At 45.6% G+C, this 26,369-nt stretch carries 20 protein-coding genes; 9 read left to right on the forward strand and 11 right to left on the reverse strand.

Annotation, left to right across the window (positions count from 1 at the left end; genetic code table 11):
- Positions 1-21: 21 nt before the first annotated feature.
- Together FKN93_RS10320 and hrpA are read right to left on the reverse strand one after the other, a co-directional pair.
- Entirely contained in the window at positions 22-501 is a 480-nt protein-coding gene (locus FKN93_RS10320) for an outer membrane beta-barrel protein (protein WP_004395212.1), read from the reverse strand.
- Positions 502-681: 180 nt separating this feature from the next.
- Positions 682-4,605, reverse strand: a complete 3,924-nt coding sequence (hrpA, locus tag FKN93_RS10325; RefSeq protein WP_004395211.1) for an ATP-dependent RNA helicase HrpA — start codon at positions 4,603-4,605, stop codon at positions 682-684.
- A 230-nt stretch (positions 4,606-4,835) separates the two neighbouring features.
- Here hrpA and FKN93_RS10330 point away from each other — a divergent pair, with 230 nt between their 5' ends.
- On the forward strand, positions 4,836-5,183 hold the full coding sequence (locus tag FKN93_RS10330) for a hypothetical protein (RefSeq protein WP_004395210.1): 348 nt from the start codon (positions 4,836-4,838) through the stop codon (positions 5,181-5,183).
- A 134-nt stretch (positions 5,184-5,317) separates the two neighbouring features.
- Positions 5,318-5,767 (forward strand): TerB family tellurite resistance protein, encoded by a 450-nt coding sequence (locus FKN93_RS10335; RefSeq protein ID WP_040904279.1) that lies wholly within the window; start codon positions 5,318-5,320, stop codon positions 5,765-5,767.
- A 137-nt stretch (positions 5,768-5,904) separates the two neighbouring features.
- Here the strand turns inward: FKN93_RS10335 and FKN93_RS10340 are convergent, their stop codons facing one another.
- Entirely contained in the window at positions 5,905-7,980 is a 2,076-nt protein-coding gene (locus tag FKN93_RS10340) for a methyl-accepting chemotaxis protein (protein ID WP_004395208.1), read from the reverse strand.
- Positions 7,981-8,094: 114 nt separating this feature from the next.
- A complete protein-coding gene (locus tag FKN93_RS10345; protein WP_004395207.1) occupies positions 8,095-8,625 on the reverse strand; it encodes a 3'-5' exonuclease in 531 nt (176 codons plus the stop codon).
- Positions 8,626-8,934: 309 nt separating this feature from the next.
- Between FKN93_RS10345 and FKN93_RS10350 the strand changes: the two genes are divergently transcribed.
- Genes FKN93_RS10350 through FKN93_RS10360 form a run of 3 tightly spaced genes read left to right on the forward strand, consistent with a single transcriptional unit; the run spans position 8,935 to position 14,332 of the window.
- Entirely contained in the window at positions 8,935-9,567 is a 633-nt protein-coding gene (locus FKN93_RS10350; RefSeq protein WP_154168102.1) for a DUF2760 domain-containing protein, read from the forward strand.
- Positions 9,567-11,468, forward strand: coding sequence for an Hsp70 family protein (locus FKN93_RS10355; protein ID WP_170905058.1), 1,902 nt, complete (start codon positions 9,567-9,569; stop codon positions 11,466-11,468). The genes FKN93_RS10350 and FKN93_RS10355 overlap by 1 nt, the downstream gene beginning before the upstream one ends.
- A 59-nt stretch (positions 11,469-11,527) precedes the next feature.
- Complete coding sequence (locus FKN93_RS10360) at positions 11,528-14,332, forward strand: Hsp70 family protein (protein ID WP_170905059.1); 2,805 nt, start codon at positions 11,528-11,530, stop codon at positions 14,330-14,332.
- 94 nt (positions 14,333-14,426) lie between these two features.
- Here the strand turns inward: FKN93_RS10360 and FKN93_RS10365 are convergent, their stop codons facing one another.
- From FKN93_RS10365 to FKN93_RS10375, 3 genes are all read right to left on the reverse strand, one after another.
- Positions 14,427-15,812: a heavy metal sensor histidine kinase gene (locus tag FKN93_RS10365; protein WP_004395203.1), complete on the reverse strand. Its 1,386-nt coding sequence runs from the start codon at positions 15,810-15,812 to the stop codon at positions 14,427-14,429.
- Entirely contained in the window at positions 15,809-16,486 is a 678-nt protein-coding gene (locus tag FKN93_RS10370; RefSeq protein ID WP_170905060.1) for a heavy metal response regulator transcription factor, read from the reverse strand. Before FKN93_RS10370 ends, FKN93_RS10365 begins: the two co-directional genes overlap by 4 nt.
- A 148-nt stretch (positions 16,487-16,634) precedes the next feature.
- Positions 16,635-17,009 carry a DUF305 domain-containing protein gene (locus FKN93_RS10375; protein ID WP_004395201.1) on the reverse strand — a complete coding sequence of 125 codons (375 nt, stop codon included), beginning with the start codon at positions 17,007-17,009 and terminating at the stop codon, positions 16,635-16,637.
- A gap of 909 nt (positions 17,010-17,918) precedes the next feature.
- Between FKN93_RS10375 and FKN93_RS10380 the strand changes: the two genes are divergently transcribed.
- The 3 genes from FKN93_RS10380 (at position 17,919) to FKN93_RS10390 (ending at position 22,214) form a co-directional block, all read left to right on the forward strand.
- Positions 17,919-19,661: an ABC transporter transmembrane domain-containing protein gene (locus FKN93_RS10380; protein ID WP_154168092.1), complete on the forward strand. Its 1,743-nt coding sequence runs from the start codon at positions 17,919-17,921 to the stop codon at positions 19,659-19,661.
- Between the two features lie 2 nt (positions 19,662-19,663).
- The gene (locus tag FKN93_RS10385; RefSeq protein ID WP_170905061.1) at positions 19,664-21,433 is read left to right on the forward strand and encodes an ABC transporter transmembrane domain-containing protein; all 1,770 of its coding nucleotides are present in this window, start codon (positions 19,664-19,666) and stop codon (positions 21,431-21,433) included.
- Positions 21,434-21,668: 235 nt separating this feature from the next.
- A complete protein-coding gene (locus tag FKN93_RS10390) occupies positions 21,669-22,214 on the forward strand; it encodes a hypothetical protein (protein ID WP_170905072.1) in 546 nt (181 codons plus the stop codon).
- Positions 22,215-22,315: 101 nt separating this feature from the next.
- On the opposite strand, the gene FKN93_RS10395 is transcribed toward FKN93_RS10390, so the two are convergent.
- The 3 genes from FKN93_RS10395 to queE all read right to left on the reverse strand — a co-directional run bounded on the left by FKN93_RS10395 (position 22,316) and on the right by queE (position 24,044).
- Entirely contained in the window at positions 22,316-22,540 is a 225-nt protein-coding gene (locus tag FKN93_RS10395) for a hypothetical protein (RefSeq protein ID WP_004395197.1), read from the reverse strand.
- A gap of 119 nt (positions 22,541-22,659) precedes the next feature.
- On the reverse strand, positions 22,660-23,358 hold the full coding sequence (queC, locus tag FKN93_RS10400) for a 7-cyano-7-deazaguanine synthase QueC (RefSeq protein ID WP_004395196.1): 699 nt from the start codon (positions 23,356-23,358) through the stop codon (positions 22,660-22,662).
- 11 nt (positions 23,359-23,369) lie between these two features.
- Positions 23,370-24,044: a 7-carboxy-7-deazaguanine synthase QueE gene (gene queE / locus FKN93_RS10405; protein ID WP_004395195.1), complete on the reverse strand. Its 675-nt coding sequence runs from the start codon at positions 24,042-24,044 to the stop codon at positions 23,370-23,372.
- Between the two features lie 319 nt (positions 24,045-24,363).
- On the opposite strand from queE, the gene yidA reads away from it, so the two are divergent.
- The gene (gene yidA / locus FKN93_RS10410; protein WP_004395194.1) at positions 24,364-25,170 is read left to right on the forward strand and encodes a sugar-phosphatase; all 807 of its coding nucleotides are present in this window, start codon (positions 24,364-24,366) and stop codon (positions 25,168-25,170) included.
- Positions 25,171-25,260: 90 nt separating this feature from the next.
- Here yidA and FKN93_RS10415 read toward each other — a convergent pair whose 3' ends face one another.
- Positions 25,261-26,199 carry a bifunctional precorrin-2 dehydrogenase/sirohydrochlorin ferrochelatase gene (locus FKN93_RS10415; RefSeq protein WP_161438593.1) on the reverse strand — a complete coding sequence of 313 codons (939 nt, stop codon included), beginning with the start codon at positions 26,197-26,199 and terminating at the stop codon, positions 25,261-25,263.
- Between the last annotated feature and the right edge of the window lie 170 nt (positions 26,200-26,369).

Here is a 26,369-nt window from a genome sequence, read left to right on the forward strand (position 1 = left end):
GACGACTAACCGCTAAAGCGATTATAGAAAATGGAAAGTCGCGTTAAAGGAAAGTACACTGACATCTTTCTTGTCGAGCGTATAACGATGGTAACCCGCGCCTACCGAAAAAGGACCCATAATAAAATATTCAGCGCCTACGCCATACATGATATCGAAACCATCATCATCTTTATTGTTGTTGATTTCTGTTTTCCATGAATGGATACCACCACGCGCATAAATATGTAAAGGACCAAAATCAATGCTTGGCTTTAGTGCGGCATACATGGTTGAAGCAGAGGTTTCAATACCGTTAATTTTAAAATCGCCTAATTTTGTGTAACCACCTTCAACCGCAAAAAATGGCAGAATTCCGGTTCCAACATGCAAATTATAAGCCGTACTGCTATCACCACGGTAATCAGATTGGCCAACCGATGCACCAGCGTAAACCAAAGCATCTGCCATTGCTGCAGAAGAGGCTCCCAATAGCGCGAGGGCAAGTAACGTTTTTTTCATAATTAACCTTTTGATAGTTGTCTGGCCGCTGCTGCTAAGCCAATGTTATGCATTACCGGAAATTATAGAATCATCTTCACCGCACCTCAAGGAACGAAAGGACAGATAGTGAATAAAGATCAATAATATATCCGCTTATCATTTGAAGTCACCGCCTGATAGCGGTGACTTGCAGCTTGCCTAACAGGCATCAATCGCTTGTTTGACTCGTTTATCCGAAATCGGATAAGGCGTACCAAGTTGCTGAGCAAAATAACTTACTCTTAGCTCTTCAATCATCCACCGGATCTCTTTGACCGATTCAGGCACAGCAACCCCTTTCGGAATTTTATTCAATAAGGTCTTGTATTCGTTAACCACCGATTCAATTTTCAACATATGCAAGCGATCTTTATTGGGATCAACCGGCAGCTTTTCCATCCGCCTTTCAATCGCTTTCATGTAGCGCAAAATATCCGCTAGTTTTTTCCAACCACATTCGGTGGCAAAACCTTTAAAAATCAGCCCTTCCATTTGTGCTTTGATATCCGATAAAGCAAAAGCCATCGTGAAATCGACTTTACCTTTCAAACGCTTATTAATGTTGTACGCGGTGGTTAAAATGGTTTCTACTTGCTGGGCAATCTCGACCACCGTATCGCCCAGTTCAGCGCGAACATATTCTTTCAGCGCTTCAAAGGCTTCTGGCTGCCAAACCATGCCCCCATGCTGTTCGATAAGCTTATCAACGCCACAGGCAATACAGTCATCAATTAAATCCAGCACTTTACCGTAAGGGTTAAAATACAAGCCAAGCTTGGATTTATTAGGCAAGTTACTGTGTAAGTATTTGATCGGTGATGGCACATTAAGCAAAATTAATCGTCTTTGTCCGGCTTGCATCGCAGTTTGCTGCTCACTTTCCGTTTCAAATAGCTTAATTTCAATGCTGTCTTTATTATCCACCAACGCCGGATACGCTTTAACCTCAAAACCGCCGCGTTTCTGCTGGTAAACTTTCGGCAGCTCACCAAACGACCAAGTGTGGAGATCTTTCTGCTCAATATCATCATCCGCCACTTGCGATAAGGTTTCTTGAACCTTGGCTTTCAAGCTTTCTTTCAATGCGTATAAGTCTTTATCTTCATTGAGTTTCCGATGACGGTGATCCACTACCCGATAAGTCACTTTTAAGTGATCGGGCACTTGCTGCCAATTCCAATCTTCACGCTGGATAGCCACGCCTGTCATCCGCTTAAGCTCTTTTTCCAGCGCATCCAGTAACGGCATTTCCAATGGCGTGACGCGCGCTAAAAAGGCATCAGCATAGTTTGGCGCTGGTACAAAATTCTTACGCAGCGTTTTCGGTAGCGATTTAATCAAACTGACCACTAATTGATGACGTAAACCCGGAATTTGCCAATCAAAGCCTTGAGGCTCAATTTGGTTAAGGATCGGCAGTGGGATATGCACCGTAACACCGTCACTATCAATACCCGGTTCAAACTGGTAACTGAGCTTTAATTTAATTCCGTTTTGGTGCCAGAAATTAGGGTAATCGAGTTCAGTGATATGGCTGGCATCACCTTTAACCAGCATCTCTTTTTCAAAATTGAGTAAGTCTGGGTTATCATGGCTTGCTTTTTTCCACCAAGCATCAAAATGACGTCCTGAGACCACCTCCGCGCCAACTCGTTGATCATAAAATTGGAACAGCTCTTCATCATCCACCAAGATATCTCGGCGACGAGATTTATGCTCTAACTCCTCGACCTCAAGTAACAAAGCGCGATTTTGCTTAAAGAAAGCGTGTTTGGTTTGCCAATCACCTTCCACTAAAGCACTGCGAATGAAAATCTCGCGGCTCAATGGCACATCAATCGCCCCATAATTGACCGCTCGTTTGGCAACGATAGGTACGCCATAAAGAGTCACTTTTTCATACGCCATCACCGCAGCACTTTTCTTCGACCAATGTGGTTCGCTGTAACTGCGTTTGATCAAGTGCTTAGCAAGAGGCTCAATCCATTCCGGTTGAATTTTGGCGACAATCCGCGCCCACAGTTTCGAGGTTTCAACCAATTCTGCCGACATCACCCACTTTGGCTGTTTTTTAAATAAACCAGAAGCTGGGAAGATATTGAATCTTGCATTACGAGCCCCTTGATACTCATTTTTTTCAGCGTCTTTACTGCCGATGTGTGACAGCAAACCCACCAAAATGGCGCTGTGCAGACTGTCATAATTGGCCGGCTGATCGTTGAGCTTATAATCCATTTCACGCATCGATTGATGAATTTGGAAATAAACATCTTGCCACTCACGAACGCGCAAATAATTTAAATAATCCTGTTTACATTGACGACGAAAAGCATTGCTATTCAAGGCCTTTTGCTGCTCTTGTAAGTAATGCCACAGATTGATTAAGGTAACAAAATCCGAGTCTTCATCGACAAAACGGCGATGTTTTTCATCTGAGGCTTGCTGCTTATCACTCGGCCTTTCTCTGGGATCTTGAATCGATAACGCTGAGGCAATGATCATCACCTCTTTTAAGCAACCGAGCCGCGGCGCTTCCAACACCATTCGCGCTAAACGTGGGTCAATCGGTAAACGAGCCAACTGACGTCCAATCGTGGTCAGGCGTTTTTTCGGGTCGCTGATCTCAGGGTTCATTGCCCCCAACTCTTCCAGCAAGCGAACCCCATCTTGGATATGGCGTTTGTCTGGCGCTTCCACAAATGGGAACGCCTCGATATCGCCTAAGCCTAGCGCGGTCATTTGTAGAATGACTGACGCTAAGTTGGTGCGCAGAATTTCCGGATCGGTAAACTCAGGGCGAGATAAAAAGTCCTCTTCTGAGTACAGACGGATACAGATCCCCTCTTCGACACGCCCACAGCGCCCTTTACGCTGGTTAGCACTGGCTTGAGAAATCGGTTCAATCGGTAAACGTTGCACCTTGGTACGATAGCTGTAACGGCTGATCCGCGCGGTACCCGGATCAATAACATACTTGATCCCTGGCACCGTTAACGAGGTTTCCGCCACGTTGGTGGCAAGTACGATCCGCCGGCCGCTATGAGGTTGGAAAATCTTATTTTGTTCGCCAGAGGATAAACGGGCATACAAAGGAACAATCTCTGTATCCCGTAACTTACGTTTTGCCAACGCATCGGCAGTGTCACGAATTTCCCGTTCACCATTCATGAAAATCAGGATATCCCCTAAACCTTCTAGGCATAGCTCATCCACCGCATCAAAAATGCCTTCGAGTTGATCGCGATCGCTGTCCGTTTCTGTCACTAGTGGACGATAACGCGTTTCCACAGGGAAAGTTCTCCCTGACACTTCAATGATCGGCGCATTAGCAAAGTGTTTCGAAAATCGCTCAGGGTCAATGGTTGCCGAGGTGATGATCACTTTAAGATCGGGACGACGGGGTAATAACTGACGTAAATAACCGAGAATAAAATCAATGTTTAAACTGCGCTCGTGAGCTTCGTCAATAATGATCGTGTCGTACTGATTGAGATAACGATCATGTTGAATTTCTGCCAGTAAAATACCGTCAGTCATTAATTTGATTTGCGTTTGTTCAGAGATTTGATCGTTAAAACGCACTTTATAACCAACGACTCCGCCGAGCTCACACTGCATCTCTTCGGCAATACGATTAGCCACCGAACGAGCGGCGAGTCGACGGGGTTGCGTGTGGCCAATCAGCCCATATTTACCACGTCCAAGTTCAGCGCAAATTTTCGGTAACTGAGTGGTTTTACCTGAACCGGTTTCCCCAGCGACAATCACCACTTGATGCTGCTCAATTGCTCGCGCAATATCATCCCGCTTTTGACTTACCGGTAACTGTTCTGGGTAATCAATCGTGATTTTTTGCGCTTCTCGCTGTGAAACCACCATCATTGAACGAGCAATATCCAGCGCTATTTCATCAAAGACGGCTGTTCTTGCTTGTTCTTTCACAATTTTACTGGCACCGATGATCCGCTTATTGAGACGAAAACGGTCTTTTATCAAACACTGTTGCAACGCTTGTTGCAGTGACTTGACAGTATTGGCTTTTGCCATCGTGTTTTTTTCTGAGTGAGGCTGTGACTGAGTCAAAGCGTTACCTATTCTTTTCTTTGCATAAAATTAGCCGAATTGTATCACAAACTTGTTGGTCGATCGGTACTTCGTATTGAGCCAATCCTGCTGATTCGGCTCGGTAACCAGTAAAGAAATGTATTTCGATGATTAATTGTTCGTTTATGGCCCATTGCATACAAGAAGGTTTAGTTTTATTGTCATTTGGCCGCTAAAATAGAAAGATACCTAACTAAGTAGAAAATACTGTGAAAGCTTCTGAACTGAAACTAAGACTTGATGACCTGCCTGCTGATTGTGACCCTGAAGTCGTCATGGGAGAACTTTGGCTGCCCGAACGTTTAGTCGGTACTCAGCACGATAACGATATGCTGTTTTTACAATTTGATAATGCTCCAGAAGAAGGTGAAGGCGAGGAAGAGGGTCGCGGTTTTGTTCAGCATGAAATCAATCTGATCCGTGAACGTATTACTCAATTACTCAATGAACCCAATCCACAGAGCGTTCAAGTTGAAGCTTTAGTCGCCCTACTGCTGCTTGCCCATGAACAAAGCAGTTCGGAGTTTGTAGAAATGATCAGTGACTGGGAACTGTAAGCGTTTAACTCTCTCAACGCTTGAATAAGCACCTTCTCTGCGCCATTTTCTACAACAATAAGGGAACTGTGGCAGCGTTTTATCCTCCAATCATTAACGTTCACTGGTACCGTATATAGAGAAAGGTATTTTTTATGTTCAATACTATTACCGCCTTATTTAAACAGCTCCTCGACGGGCACGATCTAAGTCAACCTTCTCCTAGCCCTAATTTTGCAATCGCTTGTTTATTGAGTGAGGTCGCCGGTTCAGATCAAAAAATAACCCCCACAGAACGACAAGCGAAGCTAGCCTTACTGCAACGTTTACTTGCAATAGACGACAGTGAAGCACAAGCTTTGATTAGCCGTGCTGAGCAACAAATACGTCAATCGGCATCATTGTATGAATTTACCTCTCAGCTACGAGAATTAACCCAAGGCAAACGATTTGAGTTAATAAAAGCGATGTGGGAAGTTGCCCATGCGGATGGTGAGATTGATCCACTAGAAGATGCGGTGATCCGTAAAACGGCTGAGTTATTGTACGTTGACCACAGTCAGTTTATTCGCGCAAAACTGATGGTTGTTAATCCAAAAAAATAAAGCGAAGTTCTCGAATTAACGCGACCTTCGCTTGATGATTTATTTGTTTGCTGTTTTTACTTTCTTTAATGTTGAATTCCACGATGACCTTGATGGGAGCGAAGCAATACACCCATCAAGGTCTCCAAGACCGTTCGTTAGTATTTAAACTGATTTAAACGCGAGCTCACCGCACTCACTCGATTCGCTGCATCACGGCTCTCTTGATCGGCGGCGCTGGCACCATGATCAATTTCATTCGCCGCATCATTAATCGCCACAATATTACGATTCACCTCTTCAGTCACCGCCGCCTGCTCTTCTGCTGCGGTGGCGATTTGGTGGGCCATGTCTTGAATACGCTCACTTTGTGCGCGCACTTCTTTTAAAGCATCGACAGCACGTTGTGATAACGCTTGGCAGTTATTACTCTGCTCACGACTTTCATTCACCGTGGCCACCGCTTTTTTACTGCGCTGACGTAAGGTATCGATCATGGTTTGTATTTCATCGGTGGACTGCGCAGTGCGCGTGGCAAGGTTACGCACCTCGTCAGCCACTACGGCGAAGCCGCGTCCTTGATCACCAGCACGCGCCGCTTCAATCGCTGCGTTTAATGCCAATAAGTTGGTCTGCTCAGAGATGGCTCGAATGACATCCAAGATTGACCCCACTTGCTCACTTTGCGCTTCCAGCTCTTCTATCTCTTGCGCAGATTTAAGAAGATCATTAGCTAAACGTTTCAAGCCTTCGGCACTTTGTTCTACTTCGCGCTGGCTTTGGTTAATTTCTTGCTGAGCTTGAGTCACGGCGCTGGCCGTCTCTTGAGCATTGTCGGAAACACTGTGCGCGGTAGAAGACATTTCATTGGTTGCGGTTACCACTTGCTCTATTTCTGCTCGTTGATGCCTAATTTGATCGACGCCCTGTTTCGCATAAGAAGCCGAACGCTGCGTGCTTTCCGTTAAGCCATCCATTTGCTGAGCGACATCAGAGACTATCGATCGAACGTTACCGACAAAGGTATTTAAATGATGAGCCAATTGCCCGGTTTCATCACGGCGATCAATTTTAATGGTTTGGGTTAAATCACCTCCAGATTGGGTGAGTTTTTCAACCAAACCAACCAGCTTTTGAATCGGACGGCTGATTGATAATGCCATGACCCACATGGCGATAATACCTAATAAGATGAGTAAACCACCGACCCAAAGCTGACCTTGTAGATTAGCGGAGAAACCTTGATCTAATTGCTGGGAGATCACAGCGGCCTGAGCTAATGCCACAGAAACCGGTAATATCACAATCACTTCCCAGTTATCATTCACGCCATGAGCACGAAACTGCGCTGATGCGATCACTGAATTATCTTCAATGCGGCTTTGTCCAACCACCCGCTTACTGATCAACTGAGCGACACCTGTCTGTTGAAGAGCTTTACCAACATTCGCGGCTTCAGAGCTGTCTGCACTCACGATATTTTTCGGGCTAAGGATGAGGACTCGCGCTTGACGATCAATATGTTTTTGGGTGTCGGCAGCAATGCGTTGCAGGAAATTTAACGAATAATCGACACCAACCATCCCCGCCGCTTTACCATTAACCATCACAGGAGAAACAAAAGAACTCAACAAGGTTTGTACACCTTGGATATCGTAACTTGCAGGATCAATCACGCAATTTCTGCCCGTTTCGATGGGGCATAAATACCACTCAGAATTACGCACGCCTGTCGAAGAAACGGTTTTATCGTACATATTACCTAATGGACGCATCCCTAGTTGCCCCGAAGCCGAGCGATTCCAGTAGGGGGCGAATTGACCATTATCTTTGCTATGCGGTAAGCCGAGCGAAAAAATATCATCACCATCGAATTGATGCGCTTCCCAACCGGTATAAATACCTAGCAAATCGGGATGTTGAAGAAAAACACTGCGTAACATCTCAGTGACCACTTCACGAGAAGGACGCTCACCTTCTAAGCTACTCGATAATGACTGTGAAATGAGCATCGCTTGGTCAAAACGACTTTTCACTCCTAACGCTTCTTGCGTTGCAATAAGCTGCATGTTTTGTAACGCTTGACGGCGCAGCTCTTGATCGACCTGTTGATTAACGGAAGCCGATAAAATTTGACTGCTATGATAACTAAAACCAATCACCGCAAGGGTGATTGATAAAAGAGCTAACACACTAAAGGTTAAAACCTGTTGGCGAATACTGGTAAATTTCATCCTGATAACCTTACTTATCCATTGATTACTACCAGTTTAAGTCAGATTTTTCCTTTGAGCATTGTCATCGCGTTTTTATTGAGATATTTGCCATATAAATAGATCGATGAATGTTTAAAACATCGTTAATGCCAGTTTTGCCAGATTGTAAGCATCGACATAACCGGAATGCTGACGTCCTTCCCAATCAATACCCTGTGCTTCTTGCGCCGCTCGATGCCCGATCCGTTTATCTTTTAAACGATGTTGAAGACGATATAAGGTCGCTAAGTTGATGCATTCGTGGATCGGCATAGGCAGACCTTTTTGCGCGCACTCTTTGGCTAAGATCAAATCGTCTCTTCCCCAACACGCATAAATTTTCTTACTGCCACCAAAGTTTTTCACCATCGACCGCAACACATCGGCAAGGGGGCGGCCTTGTTTAGCCACTTTACGCGGAGTAATCCCCGTTAGTTCAACGCAAAACTCAGAAATTTTATCCTGCTCGGGTTGAACATAATATTGAGCACGCTTGACGATTTTACCCGCCGTAAGATCGATTTCAGCCAACCCCACTTCGATGATCTCTCCGGTAGTGCCTACGCCGTTCTCATTCCAGCAACACATTTCGAGGTCAAAACACACCACTCGGTTGTAATTCATTCGTTTATTCCGTGACTGATTGTCAATAAACCACAAATACTACCCAACTCTCTGCCAAAACTCGACGATTAAACCGTAGCACCACGATTGGTTGCCGCAATTTTAAAACGATTGTCGACAAACTCGGCAAATCACCACGTTGAGCGCTTAAAAAGCGAACGAATAGTCGCACTCTCACCCTGAAAACACCGATTTAACCATGCCTCATCGGTTGAATATGCTAATATCTGCCCTTATTTATCAAGCTATTCTGATCATCAAAATACTGCACCACGCTGTATTTGTTAGACCTAATATTGAGAATTCATCATGAACTTCGATTTAAGCGCTATACCAACCACCGTCGACATGCTCCACGCTGTCCTTGCTATTTTCAGCTTATTTGCTCTGTTATTACTGATTCTTCGTAAACCGCGTGTGATAGAAACCATCGTTGAAAAGCCGATTGAGAAGATCGTCGAAGTGGAAAAACCGGTGGAGAAAATTATTGAAGTCGAAAAGATTGTTGAAGTAGAAAAAATCGTCGAAAAAGTGGTCGAAGTAGAATCCAAGCTTGCCACCACATCGACTGACTCGGCACTGCAATTGCTGGCCATTTTGCAAAAAGAAGCCCGCTTCATTGACTTTTTACAAGAAGAACTCAGCGCATTCTCTGACGAAGAAGTCGGTGCAGCGGCTCGCGTTATCCATTCGGGCGGTCAAAAAGTTCTCAAAGAATACTTAACGTTAGAGCCAATTCGTACTGAAGAAGAAGAGACCCGCATCACCGTTGAACAAGGGTTCAACTCGCAAGCGATTCGTTTGATCGGCAACGTGACCGGACAAGCACCGTTTACTGGTACGTTGATCCACAAAGGGTGGAAAGCCAGCGCACTACACTTGCCGAAACTGGCCGAGCATTATGATCCCTCAATCATTGCCCCAGCAGAGGTAGAGCTATAATGGAACATCAACACGATCTCTCCACGCAACCATCAGCAACTTTTAGTGTCGGTATTGATTTAGGTACGACTCACTGTGTGCTTGCCTATAGTGATACACGCAACGAACACGCGAGTGTGCAAGTGATGCCGATTCCTCAGCTCAGCGCACCGGGTAGCGTCGAATCGCTCAATCAGCTTGGTTCTTTCGTCTATCAACCCCATGAACACGAAATGAATCCAGCGTCTCGTGTATTGCCATGGACAGATAAACCCAATGCCTTAGTAGGCGCGATTGCCCGCAACCTTGGCGCTAAAACGCCGATTCGCTTGGTGGCCAGTGCGAAATCTTGGTTATGCCATGGCGGTGTGAATCGTCGTGAAGCATTTTTACCTGCTGGCAGTCCCGAAGAAGTGGAGAAACTCTCTCCCCTACGCGCCACCGAGCTGTACCTTGAGCACTTAAAACAAGCGTGGGATCACACTCATCCCGAACATCCGCTCTGTGATCAAGAAGTAACCATCACCGTACCCGCCTCGTTCGATCCGGCAGCGCGAGAGCTCACGGCTGAAGCGGCGCGGAATATTGGCTTAACCCATTTGACCTTACTTGAAGAGCCTCAAGCCGCACTGTATAGCTGGATCGATAATAGTCATGATCAATGGCGTGATCAGGTCAATGTCGGCGATATCGTACTGGTGGTGGATATTGGGGGTGGTACTACCGACCTATCACTGGTTGAAGTGACCGAAGATGAAGGAACACTAAGTTTACAACGCATCGCCGTCGGTGAGCATATTTTGCTCGGTGGCGATAATATGGATCTCGCTCTTGCCTACCACTTAAAAATGAAGCTGGCCAAAGAAGGTAAAGATCTACAACCTTGGCAAGTGCAAGCGATGACTCACGCTTGCCGCGATGCCAAAGAAGCGTTATTGAATGATAGTCAACGACAAGCGATGCCGATTGTTGTGCCAAGTCGCGGATCCAAACTGCTCGGTAGCACCTTGAAAACCGAGTTAACACAAGATGACGTTCAGCAAATGCTGATTGACGGCTTCTTCCCGAAAGTGACGATTAATGATCATCCGCAGCAACGCAGCCGTGGCGCATTAACCCAAATGGGCCTACCTTATACGCAAGATGCGGGTATTACTCGCCATATTGCCGCGTTTCTTGCCAAACAAGCCAACGCAACCACAGAGGCAACAGACCAAGAATTCAATCCGTTTCTTGGTGGCATGCCCGGCCAATCATCACCGTCAAACGCTTTTATTAAGCCAACCGCGATATTGTTTAATGGCGGAGTGTTAAAATCCTCTCTCTTAGCTGAACGTTTGCAAGACACCATTAATCAATGGCTAGTCGAAGCCAACGCTCCAATCGCTAAACGCCTGACGGGCGTTGACTTAGACTTAGCCGTTGCCAGAGGTGCCGCTTATTATGGTGTGGTTCGCCGCGGTCAAGGGGTACGTATTCGTGGTGGTATAGCTTCGAGTTACTACGTGGGTATTGAAAGTGCGATGCCAGCAATTCCCGGTATGGCTCCGCCAATGGAAGCACTCTGTGTTGCACCATTTGGTATGGAAGAAGGTTCTAGCGTCGACGTCCCCAGCCAAACTTTTGGTTTGGTGATTGGTCAACCGGTTAACTTCCAGTTTTTTGGCTCAACAACTCGCCGTGACGATGCCGCAGGCACCCATCTGGATCATTGGCAAGATGACGAATTAGAAGAACTACCGGAGATCCAAGTCACTTTACCGGTATCAGAAGGCCGTCGCGAAGGTGAAATTGTCCCTGTCACCTTAGCTGCACGAGTCACTGAGTTAGGAACGTTACGCCTTGAGGCCATCGCCGCTGATAATGGCCAAACGTGGCATGTTGAATTCAATGTCCGTGAAGAAGCGCAACCGACCGCTTAGCCATCCATTACAAAAACGGCACTTTCAGAGTGTCGTTTTTATTCATGAAAAGGGTTGTCATGACATCTCCTCGTTTTCTGGTGGGCATTGACTTAGGCACCACCAATACTGTCGTTGCTTATTGCGAGCTAACCACGGATTTATTGCATTCACCCGTGACTCTGTTCGAGATCGATCAATTAATTGGTCCCGGTGAAGTGGTGCGTAGACCGCTATTGCCTTCTTTTCGCTATCACCCAGCAGCAGAGCAAGTCAACGCCGCCGATCTTACCCTACCTTGGCAACATCAACCGGTCAGTGGCGATCTTCCTCAGGTAATCATTGGTGAATGGGCCCGAGCGCTCGGTGCCAAAGTCGAAGGTCGCCAAGTGGTGAGTGCCAAAAGCTGGCTGTCTCATCCGAGTGTCGACCGACACTCCGCCATTTTACCTTGGGCTGGAGCGAGTGATGTCGATAAAGTCTCACCGGTGATTGCCAGTGCGAGTTATCTCAACCACATCCGTCAAGCGTGGAATCACCGCCATCCGGGAGATCGGTTAGAAAATCAAGAAGTGGTAGTCACCGTGCCAGCCTCATTTGATGAAACAGCCCGTCAACTCACCCTCGATGCTGCGCAATTGGCAGGTTTATCTACCATCATTTTATTAGAAGAGCCACAAGCCGTTTGCTACGATTGGTATGCTCGTCATTCCGCTACCGCCAGTGAGCAACTGAGCGAAGTCCCTTTGATTTTAGTTTGTGATGTCGGCGGCGGCACCACCGATTTGAGCTTAATTGAAGCCAAACACCAGCAAAGTTTAATCCTCAATCGTGTTGGTGTCGGTGAGCACCTTATGCTCGGTGGTGATAACGTAGACCTCGCCCTCGCCCATCTTGCGGAACAACATTTCAATACGAAGCAAAAGCTAAGCGCTGCAAGCCTGAGTAAATTGATTCAACAAACACGGCAAGCAAAAGAGCAACTGCTGTCTACCAATCCCCCAGACAACGTAAAAATCACCCTATTAGGCAGTGGCTCTAAATTGCTCGGTGGCAGTAAAAGCGTCTCGCTCACTCGCCAAGAAGTGCATCAGATTGCTTTAGAAGGATTCTTTCCACAGTCTGAATTTTCACAGCTGCCTGATAAGCGGCGTCGTGCGGTGGTCGAATTTGGCTTGCCCTACGTCGCTGACCCTGCAGTGAGTAAACATGTCGCCGAATTTCTTCACCAGCATCAATCTGTTGCGCTATCAGCACTCAATCAGCTCGATACCACACAGCCAGCAATACCCGTTGGGTTGCTGCTCAACGGTGGAGTTTTTAATAGTCCATTAATTACCGAACGTCTTACCCAACTGCTGACCGATTGGCGAGGGGCGCCAATAACCGTATTAGATAACCCTCACCCTGATTTAGCCGTAGCGCTTGGTGCTGTCGCGTTTGCCAAGGCTCGACGTGGTGCACAGCTGAAAATTGGCGGCGGATCTGCCCGCTCGTATTTTTTACATCTTCCCGAAAAGAATCATTTAGGCAAGGCATTGTGTTTACTCGCTAAAGGCAGTGAAGAAGGGCAAGAGATCCGCTTAACTGGTCGGCGCTTCTCGTTAACGTTAGGCGAGCCTGTCCGTTTTAACCTTCTTACCTCCAGTTACGATACGATTGATGAAAAAGCGCCAATACAAAATGGGATGCTGATCAACATTGAACCGGAACGATTTACGCCTTTACCGCCCTACATTACCAGCCTCGAAGGTGAAGGGGCTGTTTTACATGCCAACCAAAAAGAGCGCATTGAAGTACAACTGGCCTGTCAGCTAACCGAAGTTGGTACATTGAAAATAGAGTGTGTTCACGTCGACGATGAAAGTAAACGCTGGGCATTAGAATTCGAAGTTCGTCAGCAAACCGAAGCGATGCAGCAACCAGCCTCTCTTCATCCTCGCTTATCGGAATGCAAAGCTTTAATCGCCCGTTTGTACAGCGGTAATACCAAAAGTGCGCCTAATGATGAGATAAAAACCTTAACCAAAACCCTTGAGAAACAACTGGGCAAACGCGATGAATGGGATTTCACCACCCTGCGCCATTTATTTGATGTATTAGCCCAAGGACGTAAACGTCGCCGTCGCTCAGAAGCACACGAAAAACATTGGCTACGCTTGGCTGGGTTTACATTACGTCCAGGTTTTGGTGATAGCACAGACCCATGGCGCATCGATCAGGTATGGGGTCTCTATCAGCAAGGTATTCAGTTTCAAAATCAACAAGGCTGGAGCGATTGGTGGGTATTTTGGAGGCGAATTGCAGGGGGATTAAACCAAAGCCAACAAGAGCAAATTCTAGCCGACATTGCCAAATACTTGCATCCCGGCGCGATGAAAAACCCACAAACGGCGAAAGCAGCGCAAGAGATGGGCTACGAAGCGATGGTGCGCCTTGCTGCATCGTTAGAACACCTGGATGTTGAAGATAAAGTTCTGCTCGCGTCTTGGTTTTTGAATAAAGCCCTCAACCAAACCAACTTCGCTCAGGCTCACTGGTGGGCATTTGGCCGACTTGCCTCACGCAGTCTATTCTATGGCAGCCAGCACACCGTTATTGCGCGTGAACAAGCAGAACAATGGTTACCCACTCTGCTTGAGCAAAACTGGCAACAAGAACCGATGATTGCTTTTGCCACCGTGATGATGTGCCGTAAAACGGGTGATCGCTTGTTTGATATTAGTGATACCATGCGTCGCGATGTGTTAAGCAAACTGAAACACAGTAAGGTTCCGGATGCATGGGTAGCTCTGGTCGATAGCGTCAGTGAGCTTTCTGCGAGTGAGTCAAAACGTGTCTTTGGTGATGCTTTACCGTATGGCCTACAGCTGATTGAACATTAATCGTCAGTTGTAATGAAGGTGTTGATAGACTTTAAGATCGATAAAGGACAGTCACGGTAGCTGTCCTTTATTATATTGGTATTTTCACCGCTAGTTATGGATGAGCGGGGAGCCGTATCGTGAATGTCGTTTGCTGGGGATCAGACTCCAGTATAATCTCACCTTGATGAGCCTCAACGATTGAACGGGTAATAGAAAGACCGAGACCAGAGCCATCGCCTTGACGTAGACGAGAAGGATCGCCTCGATGAAAGCGCTCAAACACCAAGGGGATATGATCGCGAGGGATTGGCTCTCCCGGATTACTCACTAGAAGGTGAACCTGATGATTAACCCTTTTTATCGTCACCGTAATCACGTGTTCAGCGGGAGTATGTCGAATCGCGTTAGATAAAAGATTAGACAGTGCTCTTCGTAACATTAAGCGATCACCGATCACGGAGCCCTTACCGACCAACTTCATCGTTAAGCCCTTTTCTTCTGCCAAAGCTTCGTAAAATTCAAACAGAGCGCGCACTTCTGATTCAAGTGCAACATTTTGCTCAGGTTTCGGCAGCATGCCATTATCAGCCTTAGCCAAAAACAGCATATCAGCAATCATCCGGGCTAAGCGTTCAAATTCTTCTAGGTTAGAATGTAAGGCTTCTTGGTACTCCTCTGCCGAGCGAGAGCGTGATAACGCCACTTGTGTCTCGGTCATCAAGTTGGAGACTGGTGAGCGTAACTCATGAGCGATATCGGCAGAAAATTCATTCAAACGACGAAACGACTGTTCGAGACGCTCTAACATGCCATTAAAAGCTTGCACCAGTTCTTGTATCTCGCTGGGTGCCTCTTCTGTTGATAACCGTTCCCCAAGGCTATGTGCCGATAATCGCCTTGCTGTACCAGCAATCGTTCGCATTGGCGCTAAGCCTTTATGGGCGGCCATCCAGCCGAGCATCGCCGCAAATAACGTTGCAATACCAATCCCGATGCCTAATTGTAAGCGTAGGGTATTAAGAAAATGCACGTGATGAGAGATATCTAACCCGACCAAGACATTAACGTCGCTAAGCTCTGGTAATGACACAGAAAACTGAGTGGCGATACCAATAAAATCCGCCCCAGAGGCATCGCTCCATTTGAGAAAAGGTTGCTTAGAGGTGACTAAATGAGTCTTAATCGGCTCAAGGTGTTCAGCACGCAGAGCATATTGCCATTGCTGATCGGCAATAGCGATCAAAATGGCAACATTATCATGCCCTACAAGGATCTCATTGATTCGGGGCGATAAGGTGTCAAGTGAGTGATGAGAATTCGCCGTCGATAGGAGTCTTTCTACAGTAGCCAGCTTGGTTGCTAGCTCATGGCTATCTAATTCATCGAAATGGAGGGACACTGAGCGCTCAATTAACACGCCCATGATGATCAATAGTCCACCCGCCATCAGAGCAAACAACACCGCCAGTCTAACGGTTAGAGATTGCGCCAATTTCACGTCTCGTCAACCTCAAGCACGTACCCCATTCCTCGAATAGTACGAATTAACTTTGGCTCAAAGGGGTCATCAACTTTCGCTCGTAAACGACGCACAGCCACTTCAATCACATTCGTATCGCTATCAAAATTCATATCCCATACCTGAGAAGCAATAAACGAGCGCGATAAAACTTCACCTCGTCGGCGCAATAATAACTCTAATAAAATAAATTCTTTCGCTGTTAAATCAATTCGTTGTCCATTTCGTATCACTCGACGTTTCACCAGATCAAGCGCTAAGTCTGCTGCCTGTAAGTGATCGATCTTTTGCGTTTTCCCTCTTCTCGATAAGGTCCGAACTCGAGCAAGCAATTCGGAAAAAGCAAAAGGCTTGATGAGGTAATCATCAGCACCCAATTCAAGCCCATGCACACGATCTTCAACGGCATCCCGCGCGGTCAAAAACAGCACCGGCATATGATATTCAGCACGACGAATCGTCTTTAACACACCCCACCCATCCAGTCCCGGCAACATAACATCCAATATTAAGAGGTCATACTCTCCTGTTAATGCCAGATGTAATCCATCAATGCCATCACGTACCAGATCAACCACAAAACCGGCTTCACTTAACCCTTGCTGTAAATAATCGCCGGTTTTCTTTTCATCTTCTACGATCAAAATTTTCATCATTCGCTACTACAGTTCAGGACAGGTGGCGTTATGTTCTCGTAAACACCAAACGATAACAATACTTAACGAGAACATTGTCGAAAAGGATCGTATCACTAGGGTCTGTTGACCACACAAACAGACCCTAAGCATAAGCTTTAACGAATTAGTTAAGGCCTCGTTCCGCTAACCATTGTTGCATCATGCTAATTTCCTCTTCTTGTGCTGCAATGACCGCTTGCGCCAAAGCACGAATTTTAGGATCGCTACCGTGCTCTAATACCACTTTCGCCATCTCAACCGCACCTTCATGGTGAGGGATCATTCCGCGCACAAAATCCACATCGGCATCACCGGTAAAATTGATATTCATGGCTTGGTGCATTTGATCATTAATGGCCTGATAAGCCGCAATCGACGCTGATTGTGCCGATGGGGCAGCCATCTTTGTATGGTGTTTGGCATGTCCATCGGTGGCCGCAAAAGTCACGGCACTAAACATCACCAAGACACTGGTCAATAACCCTACTTTACGTAACATAAATACCTCGATATAAACGTAATGAAAATGTTGCCATTGCCTGACAACTCAACATTGATCACAACCCAAAGTACAATCTGCTTTGGTCGCTGGAACAAACTAATCATAGTCTACGCTGCCTGTCAGTAACATGACCTGAAGATTACATTCTTGTCATCTATACCCAAACGACTTGGAGTTGCAGGTAGGCGGCAAGTGACTGACAAATTTGTCTGGAACAAATTTGAACAGCCGTAGGCTGGCCTTTGGTGAGAGCCACGGATGGCTCTCATCATCCCCATGAGCGTAGACAAACGATGTGATTGGGGTGAACGAACGTAGCCAACACCGCTACAGATTCAAGTAGGAAAGGGATAACGAGTACCTAAACTCATCATTAAGCGTCACTGCCGTGATTCACAGTATTAGAAAGAACACTCTACAACCGACTAACACTCTATAAAACTGGATGCATTCAGCATAGACGAGGATATTTCGGCATAAAACCACTTTTTATTCACTGTTTTATGCCGTTTTTTAACATTAGTAACAATTGAACTTGTATTAATTGAGCATCGGTTAATAATAGTCAGTTCAATCACCCCGAGCGGCTTTAGGTGGCAAACGGATCATCCGTTCATCGACCACGATAAGCGTAGATAGACATAAGTAATGTGACTACCGTGGTGAAAGCATTTAATGACGCAGAACATTGAAAGAGAAAAAGAATAAATAAGACGTGTAACAATCATTCTATCGTAACTTACTGATTCCCAATACTCTACCCACTCGCGATTGATCGCCATTCCCTCTCCTTGAGCCATAGCGTTTTACAGGAAAGGAAAGTTTTTGAATCTCGGCGTTATCAAGTCATCAGGGAAGAGAATATCTACGATACCTCAAACGCCATCGAGAATTTAGGAGAAAGTTGTGAAAATATTTTGGCATTTGCGCTGGTTTTTTAGACTACGCTGGCAACATTATTGTGGTTCTATCTTACTGTTCGTGCTCATTTCAACCATGCAACTTATTACCCCCAAAGCCGTTGGCCATATTGTGGATGGTGTCGTCGACAACACTATGACGCGTAATGAAGTATTGCAATGGCTGGGTGGACTCTTGGTGGTTATTCTTATCATCTATGGTTGTCGAATTCTCTGGCGTATTTGGTTATTTGGTGCCAGTTTTGAACTGGGCAGTATTCTGCGTAACCGTCTTTATCAACACCTATCACACCAGCCGCCACGTTTTTTTGAACGCTATAAAACCGGCGATCTCATGGCGCGTGGCACCAATGATGTGAAAAATATTGTTATGACGGCAGGCGAAGGTGTGCTTACCGCAACGGACTCACTGATTACCGGCATTGCCGTGCTGATCATTATGAGCACACAGATCAGTTGGAAACTGACCCTGATGGCGCTTTTACCTATGCCCTTTCTTGGATTAACGATTTTTTTCATCGTTCGCATTCTTCATCAGCGCTTTAAAGTCGCTCAAGAAGCTTTCTCTGATATGTCCGACATGACTCAAGAGTCATTAAATGGCGTGCGTATGTTGCGGGCATTTGGCCTAGAAAACCAAGAACAACAGCGCTTTGAAAGAATGGTTAACGAAACTGGCGATAAAAACATTGCCGTCGCTCGTGTCGATGCCCGTTTTGATCCCGCGATCCAGTTGGCGATTGGTTTATCGTTTTTTATCAGTATCAGCGTCGGTGCCTATCTGGTTGCTCAGCAAGAAATTAGTCTGGGTGATCTCACTGCGTTCACTATGTATCTCGGCCTGATGATCTGGCCGATGTTAGCATTTGCGTTTTTATTTAACATTTTAGAACGCGGCTCTGCCGCTTGGGATCGCTTGCAAGAGGTACTCGACCTTGCGCCGAGCATCATCAGTGGTGATCATGCATTACCAAACGAAGCTCAGCCACTAACAATCCATATCGAACAATTTCACTGGGATGCACAACTTCCCGCGGCTTTGGAACAGTGCAATATTCATCTTAAACCCGGTGCGATGTTGGGTATTGCTGGCCCCGTGGGTAGTGGTAAATCGACCTTAGTCGCCTTACTACTGCGGCAACAAGAGTTACAACATGGAGAGATTCGTTATGGTGATGTGTTGATAAAAGAGGCCAAATTGGATCAATGGCGCAGTAAATTTGCGGTGGTGAGCCAATCGCCTTTTCTTTTCTCACGTTCGATATTTGACAATATTGCCCTAGGTTGCCCTACCGCCACTCAAGAAGAGGTTTACCAAGCAGCGAAACTGGCTTGTATTCATGACGATATTTTGAAATTTCCAGCAGGTTACGATACCGAGGTCGGAGAAAAAGGCATCACGTTATCCGGTGGACAAAAACAGCGCATAGCGATCGCGCGTGCGATGTTATTGAATGCCGAAATATTGATTCTCGACGATGCGTTATCAGCGGTGGATGGACGCACTGAACATACCATCTTGCGTAACCTTGCAACAAGTAACCAGCAGCAATCTTTGATTATCATTGCTCATCGCTTAACCGCTTTAGAGAAAGCCGATGAAATCATTGTCCTTAATCACGGGAGAATCGCCGAACGCGGTCGACATCAACGCTTGCTGACCAATCACGCTTGGTATGCCGAGATGTACCAATATCAACAACTGGCTCAAGCGATTGAGGGAGAATAAACATGAGAAAGCAAACCATAAAACGCCTGTTTACCTACCCTCTCTCACAACCCAAGCCGATGATGATTGGCCTGTTGTTTCTGTTTATCGCTGCCGTAGCGAATGCAGGGGGGCCTTGGCTTATCCAACACTTTATCGATGAACACATTGCTAAAGGGGATTATTCGCAGCAAGCGTTAACGCTATTAGCAGCGGGTTATCTTGGTCTTACCCTGTGCTCAGCGCTGTTTCAATATCTGCAAAGTATTCAATTTAATATTGTCGCTACAGGGGTGATCAAAACCATTCGTAAACAGGCTTTTAATCGTGTCCTTCGACAGCCGCTGTCAGCCTTCGATTACACGCCAACCGGTAAGTTGGTCTCACGGTTAACCAACGATACTGAATCGCTGCAACAGTTTTATGAATTACTGATCGCTTCGGTGGTTAGAAATATTGTGATGATCTCCGTCATGCTGGTCGTAATGTGGCTACTTAGCTGGCAACTCACGCTGGTCGTGCTGGTTCTTTTACCCGTGGTTATAGGGTTCATGTTACTTTTCCAAAAACTCAGCACTTCAGCTTATCGGGTAATGCGTGATTTACTTACTGACATCAATGGCAACATGAGTGAATCGATTCAAGGTATGAGTGTGATTCAGTTAATGCGCCAAGAACAACGTTTTAACCAACAATTCAAACAACTGACCGCCGAACATTTCAATGCCGGTAAAAAAGTGATCACCTTAAATGGTATTCTGCTTCGTCCATTAATGGATCTATTGGCTGGCATTGCGTTATTAACCTTAGTGGCTATTTTTGGTTTTAGTGGCACTGAGTTAATCGGTGTTGGCGTGCTTTACGCGTTTATTAGCTATCTCGGACGAATTACCGAGCCGCTAATAGAAATGACTCAACAACTGGCTCTATTACAGCAAGCCTTAGTTGCCAGTGAACGAATTTTTGAGATGATCGATGCGCCACAACAAACCTATGGTGAAGATACTCGACCACTGGCCAGTGGTGCCATCTGCTTAAATAATCTCTCATTCAGCTATGATGGAACGCAAACCGTACTCAAGCAGATTAATTTGACTATTCCTCATCAGCACTTTGTGGCTTTAGTTGGCCATACCGGTAGTGGTAAAAGTACCATCGCTTCGTTATTGATGGGATTTTATCCGGTGGAACAAGAGGCATTATTGATTGATGGCAGAGCGATTCATGATCTCGATAAAACCGTATTAAGAAAAGACATTGCCATGGTGCAGCAAGACCCACATGTTCTACCGTCATCAGTGCGTGATAACATTGCTCTTGGACGCAAGATCAGTGATGAGTCAATTTGGCGAGCGTTACATCAAGTCGGACTGGCTGAACAGATTCAGTACTATCCCGAGCAATTAGACACTCAATTGGGGCAAGGTCAAACCAATCTCTCCGCCGGACAAAAACAACTGCTCGCGATGGCTCGTGTCTTAGTCGCTAAACCGAAAATACTGATCTTAGATGAAGCGACAGCCAATATCGATTCAGGCACAGAAGCATTAATACAGCGTAGCCTCCATGCGTTACGCCATGATATGACCTTAGTGGTGATTGCCCACCGCCTATCAACCATTATGGAAGCCGATAAAATTGTTGTTTTGCATCATGGTGAACTGGTCGAACAAGGCTCACATCAAGAATTACTGGCTCAAAAAGGACGTTACGCGCAAATGTATAAAATGCAGCAAGTGGGTGAACATCTGCGTGATATTGAGCACCAAACACCGCTCGAACCGGTTTGCTAATCCTATACCGCTTCGTAAACAGAACGAAGCGGTATATCGCACCTCTCTCAAGTAATGATAAAAAATCCCTTCGTATCTCATGCCTACTAGGATCCCCCCTCATTAATGATAAAATACTCGCTATCTCATCCATGACTACGGTATGATGCGCGGCTGTCATGATGACTCACCGTTCAGCTCTAAGCCCCATTAGCAGGATAGATCACCTTAAGTAAAGCAGTTGTATGATATGTCTATGAACGCCGATAAATTTATGAATGTGTTTCGCCTACCAGGCTCAATACAAGTTCGTATAGGTCAATGGCAATCGACCTTTCGTGGAACCTCCGATATTGTTTTGCACCAAGCGCTAACGCTACGTAACCAACAGTATCATCAAGCTAATTTTTTGCCCCGTGGTTGGTGTTTAACCCCATTCTCTACCGAGGATATTTCTATCACTCATCACGGCAAATACATCCAAACGACAATGCTCACCATGATCGACCGAAAGGTGACTTATAAACGAATTTATCTGTCTCGTTTGCCTCTTGAACAGGCTGAGCCAGCTTTACGTGCGTTTAAAACCGAATGGATTAAGCAATACAACATTGTGTTGAGCAAATACAATCAGCAACAGAAAAAGCAGTTTATGCGGTTTGCACAAGAAGAGCTGGAAACGCTCTATCCATCGATCCCCAAAGGACAATTTAACTCGGTATTATGGAACCGCATAGTGCGTTCAGAATTCGGCTCTGAAAACAAACAGACCAATCCCTATTTTGTTAAAGCCTTTCTGTAACTAAGCCGTTAGGAACTAAGCCGTTAGGCGACAAAAAGGTAGCATGATCAATAAAGAGTCAGTAAACCACCCAGCCCTAACTGGCTGAGTGGAATAAATGGTTAGTGTTGTACACCGGAAGGGTTATGACTAAATTCGGTTTGTTGATAAATATCCGCCAGCGCTTTGACTTTGTTGGCTCTGGCTTTTCGACGCCGTTTAGGTTCGAACTCTTGCTCAACGTGTTTTAACGTTTGCTCGTGCTCTTTGGCTGATTGAATGAACTCAGGGTTTGATATCGCCTGTTGGCGTAGGCGGTTAACGCGTTCTAATGTTTCCCACAACATAGAGACCTCCTTACCACTGGTTATATAACCAGCATAGCTCAGCCTCTAGGCTTGTCAAGCGTAAACACTGTCATTATACACAGTATTTACGCTCTTTTACGCTTAAAACACTATCTTGATCACCCTTTATCGATGGTGTGCTTACTGAACAAAAATTGGCTAACCGATTGAGGGTGCTGTAAATATTGATTCAAACCGGCTTTACGAAGCTCACAAGCCGGACAAGTCCCACAGCCATCCCCAATCATGCCGTTGTAACAGGTCAGCGTTTCGTTACGCACTAAATCCAAAGCTTGATACTGATCCGCTAACGCCCATGTTTCTGCTTTATTCAACCACATTAACGGAGTACGAATGGTTAATTGGCGATCCATACCTTGCACCAAAGCGTGGTTCATCGCTTTGACAAAATCATTTCGACAATCCGGATACCCTGAAAAATCGGTCTCACACACCCCAGTAATGATCGTATCAGCACCAATTTGGTAAGCGTAAATACCCGCTAAAGTCAGAAACAAAATATTTCGTCCCGGGACAAAGGAATTCGGTAAACCGTTTGCCTGCAATTCATGAGAGACCGGAATATCATCACGAGTCAGTGAGCTGATCGCCAATTCATTAAGCAAGCTGACATCCATCACTTTGTGTGCTTTGACACCTAATTTGAGTGCTAATTGCTGAGCAACTTCAATTTCAAGTTTATGTCGCTGCCCATAATCAAACGTAATCGCATGAACTTCATCAAACTCTTGCAAGGCTTGCACTAAACAGGTAGTTGAATCTTGCCCACCACTGAATACCACGACCGCTTTATTCATGTTGGATTCCTTTAAGCAATATTTAAGTATTTATGGGTTTGAATCGATAAACGCCAGTTACGGGTAATACAAGTCTCTATACATAACTGGGTTGCCCGTGGTTTTTGACTGATCGGCTGCAAAGCAATAATGGTATCAGGGCTTATCGCTACTTGTGCTAATAAGGCCTCTAACTGTGCGATGTCTTTTTCTGTACCCACTGGATGCTTGATTTCATTGGCCCGTTGTAGTGCTGACGGCACAATCGGTAACTTACCTTTCATCGCGATTTTCGGTGACACGGTCACCCAAGTCTTCGCACTGGCTTTAATCTCAAACGTACCACTGGTTTCAATTTGACATTGACAGCCAATCGCTTCAAACGCTTCCGTCAAAGGGACAAGATCATAAAGACAAGGCTCGCCACCCGTGATCACAATATGTTTGGCGGTGTAGCCTTGCTGCTGATACTGAGCGACGATCTGCTCCGCAGAGCCTTGACACCATGTTGGACTATCGCCTTGTTTGACAATAATTTGCTCGAAGCTACGCTGATCTTGTGGCTCAGCATCCCAAGTTTGCTTAGTATCACACCAAGCACAACCAACCGGACATTGTTGAAGACGTACGAATACCGCTGGGACACCAGTGAAGACGCCTTCCCCTTGGATGGTTTCAAATATTTCATTCACTTTGTACAAAGTCATTGGCCTATATTTGCGCTGATAAAACGTTAGGCCGCAGACCTTAATAGATGCTCAACTTGAGGTCAATTTAAACCCGCCGATCATCAATAATTTCTCGTTAAGGGCTCCGCTCCCTTCTTACTTGAACCGTTAGCGTTATTGACGAGGTTGATTCATCTACCTCAATCCCACGCTTTTTATAAACTGACTTTAGATTTTCATAAAAAACACGTATCTTGTCATACTTTCAAGCCAAGCGATTTATCCGTTGCACCACGGCAAATGGGCTAAAAACGATAAATCCAGCGGTAACTCTCTTTTTAGTCATTTTAGGTAACACATGTATAAATTGATCGCGCTCGATATGGATGGCACCTTACTCAATAGCCAAAAGCAGATTTCTCTACGCACTCAACAAGCGATAGCCAAAGCTCGCGAGCAAGGAATTAAAGTCGTGCTTGCTTCTGGTCGTCCACTCGCGGGGATGCAAGATAAACTCGAACTTTTACACCTCACCTCAGATCAAGACTATGTATTGCACTACAACGGTTCGATGGTGCAAAACGTTGGTACGGGGGAAGTTATCTATCAACAAATTATTGATGGTCGCTCGGCTAAACGGGTAGCACAATTAGCCAAAGAGCTGGGCGTTAATACCCATGCATTTAGTCAAATTCATGGTTTGATCACCCCGAAAGTCAGCCAATATACTGAAGTCGAAGCGACTATAAATGGCATTTCCATCACTGAGATGGACTTTGACCAGTTGGAAGATGATCATCCGATCATCAAAGCAATGATTGTCGCAGAGCCAGCAGTGTTAACCGCAACCATCGCGAAAATTCCGGCTGAGTTCTATCGAGATTTCACGATTGTACAAAGTGCGGCATTTTTTGTTGAATTCCTTAATCCTAAAAGCAATAAAGGCATTGGCGTACAAGCGATTGCTGAACACTTAGGCATTCAGGCCTCTGAAGTGATGTGCATGGGGGATGCTGAAAACGATCACCATATGTTGCAATATGCAGGACTCGGTATTGCGATGGACAATGCCATGGAAGAGACCAAACGCATCGCTGACCATATTACCTTGAGCAATGATCAAGACGGTGTTGCTGTTGCGATTGAGCAGTTTGCTTTACGTTAAGAAACACCATTTAAAAACCCCCCTTATTAAATGATTCGGGGGGGGTTTATACTCTCAAACTAGAGTGGTGTTTTAGGTATCAAGGGAACACTACCCTTCGCTACCTTGTTTAAGCACTTTCTCTTGCCCTTGCAAAAGCACATATTCTTGACGTGCCGAAGGGATTAATATCACTACACGCTGCTGAGCCTGTTTTGCACTGGCTAAACGTTCGCTTAATTGACCAGGATGACTAAACGGTTCGCGCTCAGCATCACGACGACACAAGTTAACAAACTCATGGTCACAAGAGTCACAAAACAACACCAACTCCGCTTGTTGCATATAACGTAACGCTTTTAGTGAAAGCAGCTCAACATCCCTACCACACTCAATCCACGTCACTTCTCCTCGTTCATCGATCGGCTGCTCTAGTGCCGCACAATACTGCTTTTCTAATGCTTCACGGCTAGTGGCATTTTTAACCGCAGTTTGCGCAAAAAATAGTTCCCAAAACTTTCGGCGTTGATCGACGGTCGTGAGATGATCTTTAATCGAATTACGTTTCGAAGCGCCAAAATCAGCCAATAACGCGAGGTTTTGCGGTAAAACACTTTCGAGGGTTTCACGAATATTGCGGATCAAGACTGGGGAAGCTCCACCACTAGAGATCGCCAATTGAATTCGGCCGCGTTCAATCATCGACGGCGTAATAAAATCGCAATAAGGCTGATCATCGACCACATTAACCAAGACTCCGACTGACTTGGCATCACGAAACACTTGATGATTCAGATCGGGATTATCTGTGGTCGCCCAAACTTGCACATAATCGGCGCTAATAAATTTTGAGGAATAGAAATTTTGAATCCATTGGCAGCGGTCTTGCTCAACCCACGCCTGCAATTGAGGGGTAATATGGGGGGACACTACCGTAATATGGGCACCAGCACGCATCAGCGCCTCAATTTTTCGACACGCTACCTCGCCACCACCCACCACTAAAACGGCTTTATTGGACAAATCAAGAAATACTGGAAAATAGCGCATGTTAGTCTTTTACCTTTTAATTCAATCGATTCATGCTAACAAAAAACCAACACTAACAGTAGATAGGTTGTTGAAGCAATCTAACATTAATTTGACTTGGTAGAAGTGACTTATCTTATCTACGCTTATAATAACTGACAAATTGACCGAGCGCTTCTGCTCAAAGAAGG

The organism is Vibrio sp. A8-1, from assembly GCF_013048685.1.
Classification (GTDB): Bacteria; Pseudomonadota; Gammaproteobacteria; order Enterobacterales; family Vibrionaceae; genus Vibrio; species Vibrio metschnikovii.

What these genes read in the sequence shown, in the direction of transcription:
- FKN93_RS10390 (WP_170905072.1), top strand. Translation starts at nt 21,669, where the DNA reads ATGAACGCCGATAAATTTATGAATGTGTTTCGCCTACCAGGCTCAATA.
- yidA (WP_004395194.1), top strand. Translation starts at nt 24,364, where the DNA reads ATGTATAAATTGATCGCGCTCGATATGGATGGCACCTTACTCAATAGC.
- FKN93_RS10375 (WP_004395201.1), bottom strand. Translation starts at nt 17,009, where the DNA reads ATGTTACGTAAAGTAGGGTTATTGACCAGTGTCTTGGTGATGTTTAGT.
- FKN93_RS10395 (WP_004395197.1), bottom strand. Translation starts at nt 22,540, where the DNA reads ATGTTGTGGGAAACATTAGAACGCGTTAACCGCCTACGCCAACAGGCG.
- FKN93_RS10345 (WP_004395207.1), bottom strand. Translation starts at nt 8,625, where the DNA reads ATGAATTACAACCGAGTGGTGTGTTTTGACCTCGAAATGTGTTGCTGG.
- FKN93_RS10350 (WP_154168102.1), top strand. Translation starts at nt 8,935, where the DNA reads ATGAACTTCGATTTAAGCGCTATACCAACCACCGTCGACATGCTCCAC.
- FKN93_RS10370 (WP_170905060.1), bottom strand. Translation starts at nt 16,486, where the DNA reads ATGAAAATTTTGATCGTAGAAGATGAAAAGAAAACCGGCGATTATTTA.
- FKN93_RS10415 (WP_161438593.1), bottom strand. Translation starts at nt 26,199, where the DNA reads ATGCGCTATTTTCCAGTATTTCTTGATTTGTCCAATAAAGCCGTTTTA.
- FKN93_RS10385 (WP_170905061.1), top strand. Translation starts at nt 19,664, where the DNA reads ATGAGAAAGCAAACCATAAAACGCCTGTTTACCTACCCTCTCTCACAA.
- FKN93_RS10355 (WP_170905058.1), top strand. Translation starts at nt 9,567, where the DNA reads ATGGAACATCAACACGATCTCTCCACGCAACCATCAGCAACTTTTAGT.
- FKN93_RS10360 (WP_170905059.1), top strand. Translation starts at nt 11,528, where the DNA reads ATGACATCTCCTCGTTTTCTGGTGGGCATTGACTTAGGCACCACCAAT.
- queE (WP_004395195.1), bottom strand. Translation starts at nt 24,044, where the DNA reads ATGACTTTGTACAAAGTGAATGAAATATTTGAAACCATCCAAGGGGAA.
- FKN93_RS10335 (WP_040904279.1), top strand. Translation starts at nt 5,318, where the DNA reads ATGTTCAATACTATTACCGCCTTATTTAAACAGCTCCTCGACGGGCAC.
- queC (WP_004395196.1), bottom strand. Translation starts at nt 23,358, where the DNA reads ATGAATAAAGCGGTCGTGGTATTCAGTGGTGGGCAAGATTCAACTACC.
- FKN93_RS10320 (WP_004395212.1), bottom strand. Translation starts at nt 501, where the DNA reads ATGAAAAAAACGTTACTTGCCCTCGCGCTATTGGGAGCCTCTTCTGCA.
- FKN93_RS10340 (WP_004395208.1), bottom strand. Translation starts at nt 7,980, where the DNA reads ATGAAATTTACCAGTATTCGCCAACAGGTTTTAACCTTTAGTGTGTTA.